The following is an 8,700-nucleotide window of genomic DNA, read 5'->3' on the forward strand; positions in this document are numbered from 1 at the left end:
GGTGGTTGGCTGCGACTCGAGCAATTCGGCGCGGGCATGATCACGGGCTGGGGTTCGCACCACCTCGACATCGCGCACTGGGGCATGGATACCGAACTGACAGGCCCCACGGAAATTACGGGCTTAGGCTCATTTCCACTACCCGGCTCGGGAATATGGAATGTTCACGGCAACTTTCTGGTGGTTTCGAAGTACGCCAATGGCGTGACTATGGAAATTGGAGGCAATAATCCGAATGGCGTAATGTTCGAGGGTACCGACGGTTGGATTTTCGTATCGCGCGGTAACGTAGGCGTTACAGCCTCCGACCCCGGCGCGGCGCAAGCGGCCAAGGAGAACGATGCCTTCAAGGCAAGCGACAAGAAAATCCTCAGCTCTGTCATCGGAGCCAGCGAAACCAAGCTCTACGAAAGCCCGGAGCAGCACCGCAACTGGCTGGAAAGCATCCAGAACGACAAGCAGACGATCAGCCACGTCGAAATCGCCCACCGTTCCTGCTCGGCCTGTCTGCTGGCGCACACGGCTATGAAGTTGGGCCGCAAGTTGCAATGGGATCCGGAGAAGGAGCAGTTTATCAATGACGCGGAGGCCAACTCCATGCTATCGCGCCAGCAGCGCGCGCCTTACGGAACGACTTACGTGAAAGGGTAGTTTTTTTAGTTGAGACGGGGCGCCCCGAGGCGTTGAAAATGGAGAATTCTGATTTGGGTGTGCTTGAATAAATTTTTGTGAATTTCAGAGTCGAGAGCCGAAGGGGCTAAATCCTTCGGCTCCTTTTTGTTTCATTCATCTTTTGGCCAAAAAAAAGTATATTTGGAAAAATCATCTGTCACATGGAAACGACGACTGAACAAATTCCCGAAACCCTGCTGTACGAAGAGTTCGGCGGGCGGAAATATTACCGCCGGGGCTACCGAGAGGTAATGCTGGGGCTGAAAAATAGAAGTGAAATTATGGGAAGCAGCATTTTTCAATCCCTTATCGTTCCGGCGATTGTGTCTTACCTGATGAGGGTTCTGCCCATGAAGGAGTTTTGGGTACAGTCGAGTGAAGCGGGACTGCGTTTGAAGCACAAGGAAAACTTAGCCAACGACATTACGATTGTTGAAAAAAGTAAACTGCTCACTCCCACCTCTTTAAAATACAGTAGCACTCCTCCCAAATTTATTTTCGAGGTCGACATAAAGATAGACCCCAAAGACTACTCCGATGAGCCGGCGGTAGGTTCCGAAATAGATTACATCATCCAAAAATCAGAGAAGCTGATGGCCTTTGGGGTAGAGGGCTTAGCGTGGATACTTACACCAAGTAAGAAAATCGTTCTGATGCGCCCAAATCGAAAGATGGAGCTTTTCGAGTGGAACGAAGAAGTACCCATATTCGGAGAATACAGTTTCTGTTTGCAAACCATTCTGGAAGCACTGGATATTTTGCCCCCTTCCTCTGCCGATTAAATCTTGCACTCGTAAAACCGAACGCGCGTATCGCCCACGTCGATGAAGGTAATCGAACTGTACTCGTCGCCAAAACGCTCGAAGTCCGGGACGCGGCTGTGGCCGACCACCTGATGGTAATTGGGGAGAAAGTCGTTTCGGGTTTCGGCTCGGTCGGCCCAGTTTGGCCCGCCGTAAAGGTGCCAGCCACCGCGCTTGTGGCCTACCTCGAAGAGAATGTCGCGGTATTCGCTTTCGTGAATTTCGTTGAGCGTTGCGGCCAGGTTGGTTTTCTCGAACCTACGAAAAACGGACGAATGCATCTTAAACCAGCCCCAAGAAACGCCCGCGTGTGTGAATAGATAGTCGCCGTGTTGCCAGGCAATCTTGAATAAATCTTCGTTTCCCAAAAACAGCCTTCCCAGCGTTTCCTGTAGATCGGCGCGATGGCCCGAGCATTGATACAGCGGATAATGCAGGTACTGCGCGTCGTGGTTACCGAGCAGTAGCGTCACACGCTCGTCATTGCTTTTTTTGAAAGCAATAATCTCTTCCAGATTCTGAATGACGTCCAGATCGGGAATGGGCTGGTGCGGATCGACGTAGTCGCCGATGAAGATAACTTGGTCGGCTTCGGTACCTCTTATCTCCTTCCAGGCGTCGCGCCCGTGGACATCGCCAATGGCTAAAATTTGCATGCTTTCATGTTTTTATGCGTAAATCGCGGATCGAACTACAAAGTTCTGTTTCTCCGGAATACAAGTGTTCCCCGTGATTTCAAAAAAAAGCAAGCCAACCTTCTGTTTATGAATCCAAAAATTCGCATCGTCGAAGAAAAAGTCCTGTCCGACAATTGGTACGTATTAAGAAAAATCACCTTCGACTACCAACGTAAGGATGGTAGCTGGGAGCGGCAATCGCGCGAAGCTTACGACCGGGGCAACGGGGCCGTAATTCTGCTCTATAACAGGGAACGGAAAAAAGTCATTCTTACCCGGCAATTTCGACTACCGACTTATACCAACGGCAATCCGACGGGTATGATGATCGAAGCTTGCGCGGGGCTGCTCGATAAGGACAATGCGGAAGACTGCATCCGGCGTGAAACCGAAGAGGAAACGGGCTATCAGGTTCGGGAGGTGAAAAAGGTGTTCGAAGCTTACATGTCGCCTGGGTCGGTGACGGAAATCCTGTATTTCTTCGTGGCGGAGTATAATAAGGAGATGCAGGTGGGCGAGGGGGGAGGCCACGCCGAGGAGCAGGAGAACATTGAAGTACTGGAGATCGACTTCGCGGCGGCCTTGTCCATGATCCAAAGCGGCGAGATCAAAGATGCCAAAACCATCATGCTGCTCTACCACGCGAAACTGAACGGATTCCTATAAAAAACGCTGACAGCCTTTTGAAGGGCTGTCAGCGTTGATGATTAGAATTAGTCTCTAATTTGGCTATACAGTCGGCTCTGTTTTCTTGCCCGTAAATTTATCCATCAGATCTCGGAGCATTTGCTCGGCGTCGGGGAAAGTCTCTTTCAGGGTGTCAGTGCCTTTAGTTTTGAGTTGTTCGAAGTAGTCGGGTACTTTATCTACCGCACCCTCGGCCTCGTCGCGGAGGTTACCGGCTTTGGATTTCAGGTCTTCCAGCATCTTCTCACCTTCTTCGGTTTGCAGGTACTTGTACATGCTGGCGCCGGCGGCGGCACCCAAGACAAAAGTGGCTAAGTGTTTGGCATTTACGCTCATGGTTTCTAAGGGAGTTTGTTTGCGTTTTTTACCAAATGTACAAAAACTATTCTCGGTTGTACAAACCATTCGTCACAAGACAAGTCAACGCCTTAGCTGAACGACCTGGCGATTCCTTCTCAGAAAGGGGTCTCCTCCGCGATCCGTCCTTTCAAAAAAGCCATTAGGTCGCCTCGGGGCTTACGGCACAGATACACGCGGGTGCCGTATTCGCGGGCGTGGACATTCTGGATGCGGCCGATTTCCTTGATGTCGGCAAACCCCCGTTGCAAGTCTTCCCCCAATTCGTCATTGACATAAATGAATTCCTGGATTTCGTGATCGAGCAAATCGGGTGCCCAATACAGGAAACTCTCGCTGAAACACATGGGCTCGGGCAGTCCGTACTTTTTGCCAATGATAGTCACGGCTCCCGCGTGTCCGTAGTTTTCGCAGTAAATCAGCACATTCTCCTTATTGCCTGTCTGCTGGTAGGCGCGTTGTACGATGCGGGTGAGTTCGTCCCAGCCCAGCATATCGGCGTAGTCCTGTGGTAGTGAGTGGATAGTGCCGTCCTCGAAGCGACGGCCTTCGTCGATTCCGTAATTTTTGTCGAGTCGGTCAAAGTACCCTATCATTCCTTCTGCATCATAAATAGGCAATCCCAGCGGCAGCAGCGGCAGGATGCTGAGGATCATCAGCGCGGGCAGGAGTACTTTGCCGAAGGGTTTTTTTAAAACATTTTCCCAAAATACCGCCCCGGCGGCCAGCAGTACCGGAAACACCCCGGCGGTGTAGTAGCTTTTGCCGCGTAGAAGGAAAAGCAAACCGATGGTGAAAATGACGGCCAGCCCGACACTGCGGTACTTCGGCGAACGCAGCAAAAAGTACAACCCCGGCCCCAGCAAAGCCAGCACCGCGTAGCCCATCAGTAGTTGGTCGGCCAGGAAACCCGCGCGGCTTACATGAACCAACTGGCTGTCGTTCAGAGCAGCCATGTGTTCCAGCACGGGAAAATCGTGCAGGATTTGCCAGATGATATTGGGCAAAAAAACGAGCAAACTCACCAGAAAAGCCAGGTACAGCGGCTTTCGGGCAAACACTTGCCGCTCCTTCGTGAGCAAAAACGCCAGCAAAACGCTCACGGCCCATAGTGCGACAAGGTACTTGTTGAGCAGCCCCAGTCCCAGTGTAATTCCCATTGCGTAAAGGTACTTGTCCGACGCCGCGTCGAGGAAACGGACGAGCCAGTAAAACAGCAGCGTCCAGAAGCACATGTCTAGATAAACGGGCTGGAACAGAAAGAACGCCCGCAGCATCAGCGGCGTGATAACTACCCCGATGCCCGCTAAAATCTGTGCGTAGTTGCGCCCGCCCAACTCGTGGCTGATGGCCGCCACCAAAAGTACCATCGCACCGCTGCCCAGCGCCGGGAGTAGTTTCACGGCCCAAACCGAGTATCCAAGTGTAGCCCCGACCAGCCCGGCCAGCCAGCCCGTCAGCGGTGGCACCGAAGCGTAGCCCCAATCGAGGTGCAAGCCCTGCGAAAAGTACAGGAGTTCGTCGCGATGGTATTCCAGGTTTTGGTAAAAAGCCAGGTGCAGCGCCACGTTTAGTGCAGCTATGCCCCACAGGGGGTTAGCTGTGCGGAGAAGTGGTTTCATACTACCTGTTTTTTGCTCAATCGGGCAGCACCTTTAGCATCACATTTTTGTAGTAAATCACACTCTTGGGGTCATGCCCCTGCAAGGCGACGGTACCGCTGCTCAATCGCTTCAGATCGCTTTTAGGTTCGGCGGGCTCCGTGTAGTCGTTGATTACTTTACCATTGACTTTTACAATCACCTGCTTGCCCCGTACCTCAATTTCTTCGGTGTACCATTCGCCGTCCTTGACAAACACTTCCTTTACATCTTGCTCGCCGTACACACTACCCGTCTTGCGCCAGTCGGTGTGCGATTGGTTTACCTGAATTTCGTAGCCTTTGGCGGGCCAGCCTTCGGGCTGGTAGGCCGTGTGGATGAACATCCCGGAGTTAGCACCGGGCATCGTCTTGACATCGGCCTTGAACGCAAAGTTTTTGAGATCGTGGTTGCCCACCGCACCCGCGTAGAAAAGGTGTGCCCGTGGCCCCGCTACCTTGATAGTGCCGTCCTCGATGGTGAACGTGTTGGGGTTTTCTTCGTTGACCTTCCAGCCGTCGAAGTTTTTACCGTTGAAAATAGAGACCCAGCCCTTTTCCGCCTTTTGGGAAGTTGAGGCATCTTTGGCGCAGCCAACAAAAAGAAGGGCAGCAATGAATAGTCCGAGGTATTTCATAGAATTGGTTTTTTTCTGAATGGATGGAAAAGCCGCAGAGGGCCGTTGGTTTTGATAAAGGGGAAAAGAACATTTCGGGTCGGGACTACTTATTCATCGGAAAAAGGTTCGGGCAATAACAGGGTCAGCAGTGCCGTCGCCGTTTCTCCCTGTTTAAGCAATTTTTTGGCGTGGGCGTGCAACACATCCGGCAAGTACTGGCACCCCAGCCGGGCCTCTTCCCGTAAATTAAGCATAGCGACGGTAGCACCAAACGCCCGGATTTCCTCCCTCGCAGGAAACTCCGTCAAACCACCCAACATCCCTAAATCATTGCCCGTCAGAAGCTTGGAATGGCGGACGCTTTCAGGCAAGGCATCCACGCCGATGCCGTGCTGCGGGCGGGGTACTTCAAAAATCGCGTCGCCGCTCGCCCGCGCGTACCAGTCGCCGCCCATTCGGGCCACCCAGTCAGTGCGGGTTTGGTCGATTTGGCCGTTTTCGTCCAGAATGCTTTCGGCAAAATGCGCCAAAACTACCTCCGCAATCACCAGCACCATCGTCCCGATTTCTTTGGTCTCAAGTACTTTGCACTCAAATTGCGCCGGAGATTCCGCCACGCGCGGCGGCTTGACTTGCTCGGCGGGCAGCATTGTGAAGCCCACTTTCTCGAATTCATTTACGCCGCGCTCGTACTCGGCACTACTCAGCGACATCTGCTGTACCATGTCGAAGGTTACCATGTTGACGACGACTTCGGGTACTTCCGTGAGATTCAGCGCGGTGTCCTTATACGAATTGTCACGCCCGCGCCTTCCGGGAGAAAACACTATGATGGGCGGGTCGATGCCCACATAGTTGAAAAAGCTAAAAGGACTGAGGTTGACGCGGCCATACTTATCCACCGTACTAGCCAGCGCGATCGGGCGCGGGGCCACGGCGGCGGTCATGTACTTATAAAAAGCGCGGGAGCCGAGGGTGGCGGGAGCGACGGATTTCATTATCAATAAGCCCTTACCAATTTCCCTTCGTGGAAATTGACGTACGCTTTATTGACGACCCTGTTGCCACCCGGCGTGGGGTAGTTGCCCGTAAAGTACCAGTCGCCGATGTGCTTGGGGCAAGCCGTATGCAGGTTGTCCACGGTCTGGTAGATGACCGATAGTTCGGCTTTCATGGAATCGGGACGAATGATTTCCGCTATTTTTTTGGAAATCTCATCATCGGTGAATAGTTCGTAAAGTACTTTTGCGTGGTTTGTCTTGAAAGCATTACCGGAAGCCAGATTGGCGGCGCATTTTGTATAAACCTCTTCGCGCATGAAGCCCAGCCCGCGCTCTTCCAGCAGTTCTATCATGGCACGGAAGGCCACAAAATCTTTCATTCTGGACATGTCTATGCCATAACAATCGGGAAAGCGAATCTGCGGGGCCGACGACACAATCACAATTTTCTTAGGCCCCAAGCCGTCCAGCATATTCAGGATGCTCTTTTCCAGGGTAGTGCCGCGCACGATGGAGTCGTCGATGATTACCACTGTGTCGATGCCCTTGCGCACTACCTCAAACGTAGTATCGTACACGCTCGAGACCATGTCGTCGCGCAGATTGTCGGCGGTAATGAAGGTGCGGGATTTTACGTCCTTGGTCACCAGCTTCTCGATGCGCGGGCGGAAGGAAAGTACTCGATCGAGTTCTTCCTCAAAAAGGATTCCCTCCATAATGGCCCGCTTGCGCTTCTTGGCCAAGTACTCTTCCAAACCTTCGATCATGCCAAAAAACGAGGTTTCAGCGGTATTGGGGATATAGGAGAAAATCGTGTTTTCCAGATCATAATCGATCTCTTCCAAAATCTGCGGAATCAGTAATTTGCCTAATTCCTTGCGCTCGTTATAGATATCGGGATCGGTGCCGCGCGAGAAATAAATCCGTTCAAAGCTGCACGATCGCTTGGGTAGTTGCGGAAGGATTGCCATTTCGCTGTATTCGCCTTCTTTGTTGACAATTAAGGCACTACCAGGCGTCACTTCCTGAATCTGATCGTATTCCACATCGAAAGCTGCCTTGATAGCCTGCTTCTCGGAAGCTACGACTACCACCTCATCATCAACGTAGTAGTAAGCCGGACGAATGCCCGCCGGGTCGCGCATCACGAAGGCCGCGCCGTGGCCCGTAAGGCCGCACATGGCGTAGCCACCGTCGAAGTCGCGACAGGAGCGTTCCAATACGCGCTGGAGGTCGATGTTTTCTTCGATAATATCCGAAAGGGTTGGGTTTTCCCAAATGCCCTTAAAGCGGTCGAACACGCGCTGATTTTCCTCATCCAGAAAATGGCCGATTTTCTCCATCACCGTCACGGTGTCTACCTTCTCTTTGGGATGCTGGCCCAGCGACACGAGTTTGCCGAAAAGCTTGTCCACGTTGGTCATGTTGAAATTGCCCGCCATCACCAGATTGCGGCTGCGCCAGTTGCTTTGGCGTAACATGGGTTGGCAGTTCTCGATTTCGTTGCCACCGTAGGTACCGTAGCGCAGGTGACCCAGCCACAGTTCGCCCGTAAAGGCGAGGTTTTCCTGCAACCAACTGGCGTCGTTGACTTTGTTTTTATGGTCTTTGAGACCTTTCCTGAATTTCTTGTGGATTTTTTGAAAGATGTCCGCCACTGGCTGCGGCTCCACCGAGCGGTAGCGACTGATGTAGCGCTTGCCTGCCGGCACTTCGATCTTGATGTTGGCGACCCCGGCTCCATCCTGCCCGCGGTTAACCTGCTTTTGCATCATCACCGACAGCTTGTGGACGGCGTAGAGGGGCGTTTCGTACTTGTCGATGTAGTATTGGTAGGGCTTCCGAAGACGAATCAGCGCGATCCCGCACTCGTGCTTAATGGCGTCGCTCATAAGGGGTCAATGAGTGATTGAGTGAATGATAGAATAAGTGAATATTTTCTTTAAGCGTCTTTTTGCCAAGATATTAGCTCATTCCTATATTGGTGGTCAGTCCTTTACCAAACCCACAGGACGCGGGTTTGATACCTGCTAAACTACACGAAAAACGTTAAAGTTCGGGAGAGGAGCGACAAAAAGCTGAAATCGGATTAGATCGACGCTAGTCGTTAGCTCATGAAGCCGGAAAAGAACGCAACTTTTCTTAGTTTTGTAAACAGAAAAAAAGGCGAATGATATTTCTCGTTCGTTTTATTCCCAAAAATACCCTCCTGGTAACGATACGACATCCTCATGAAAATAGATC

Annotated in this window: 8 protein-coding genes and 1 pseudogene; 3 read left to right on the forward strand and 6 right to left on the reverse strand. The window is 52.1% G+C overall.

Going from position 1 to position 8,700, the window contains the following annotated elements; translation table 11 throughout:
• A pseudogene (locus tag ACEW8P_RS08425) lies at window positions 1-651 on the forward strand (gfo/Idh/MocA family oxidoreductase); the annotation flags it as partial.
• A 182-nt stretch (window positions 652-833) separates the two neighbouring features.
• Window positions 834-1,454: a hypothetical protein gene (locus ACEW8P_RS08430; protein WP_373512643.1), complete on the forward strand. Its 621-nt coding sequence runs from the start codon at window positions 834-836 to the stop codon at window positions 1,452-1,454.
• On the opposite strand, the gene ACEW8P_RS08435 is transcribed toward ACEW8P_RS08430, so the two are convergent.
• Window positions 1,451-2,131 carry a metallophosphoesterase gene (locus ACEW8P_RS08435; RefSeq protein ID WP_373512644.1) on the reverse strand — a complete coding sequence of 227 codons (681 nt, stop codon included), beginning with the start codon at window positions 2,129-2,131 and terminating at the stop codon, window positions 1,451-1,453. The two genes, ACEW8P_RS08430 and ACEW8P_RS08435, sit on opposite strands and share 4 nt — an antisense overlap.
• A gap of 108 nt (window positions 2,132-2,239) precedes the next feature.
• Between ACEW8P_RS08435 and nudK the strand changes: the two genes are divergently transcribed.
• Entirely contained in the window at window positions 2,240-2,818 is a 579-nt protein-coding gene (gene nudK, locus ACEW8P_RS08440) for a GDP-mannose pyrophosphatase NudK (RefSeq protein ID WP_373512645.1), read from the forward strand.
• A gap of 63 nt (window positions 2,819-2,881) precedes the next feature.
• On the opposite strand, the gene ACEW8P_RS08445 is transcribed toward nudK, so the two are convergent.
• The 5 genes from ACEW8P_RS08445 to ACEW8P_RS08465 form a co-directional block, all read right to left on the reverse strand.
• Window positions 2,882-3,175, reverse strand: a complete 294-nt coding sequence (locus tag ACEW8P_RS08445) for a YtxH domain-containing protein (RefSeq protein WP_373512646.1) — start codon at window positions 3,173-3,175, stop codon at window positions 2,882-2,884.
• 119 nt (window positions 3,176-3,294) lie between these two features.
• Complete coding sequence (locus tag ACEW8P_RS08450) at window positions 3,295-4,818, reverse strand: ArnT family glycosyltransferase (RefSeq protein ID WP_373512647.1); 1,524 nt, start codon at window positions 4,816-4,818, stop codon at window positions 3,295-3,297.
• Window positions 4,819-4,834: 16 nt separating this feature from the next.
• The gene (locus tag ACEW8P_RS08455; RefSeq protein WP_373512648.1) at window positions 4,835-5,473 is read right to left on the reverse strand and encodes a DUF1080 domain-containing protein; all 639 of its coding nucleotides are present in this window, start codon (window positions 5,471-5,473) and stop codon (window positions 4,835-4,837) included.
• A gap of 89 nt (window positions 5,474-5,562) precedes the next feature.
• A complete protein-coding gene (locus ACEW8P_RS08460; protein WP_373512649.1) occupies window positions 5,563-6,453 on the reverse strand; it encodes a flavin reductase family protein in 891 nt (296 codons plus the stop codon).
• A 2-nt stretch (window positions 6,454-6,455) separates the two neighbouring features.
• The gene (locus ACEW8P_RS08465; protein WP_373512650.1) at window positions 6,456-8,348 is read right to left on the reverse strand and encodes an amidophosphoribosyltransferase; all 1,893 of its coding nucleotides are present in this window, start codon (window positions 8,346-8,348) and stop codon (window positions 6,456-6,458) included.
• Window positions 8,349-8,700 lie beyond the last annotated feature (352 nt).

The organism is Persicitalea sp. (assembly GCF_041751555.1).
Lineage (GTDB): Bacteria > Bacteroidota > Bacteroidia > Cytophagales > Spirosomataceae > Persicitalea.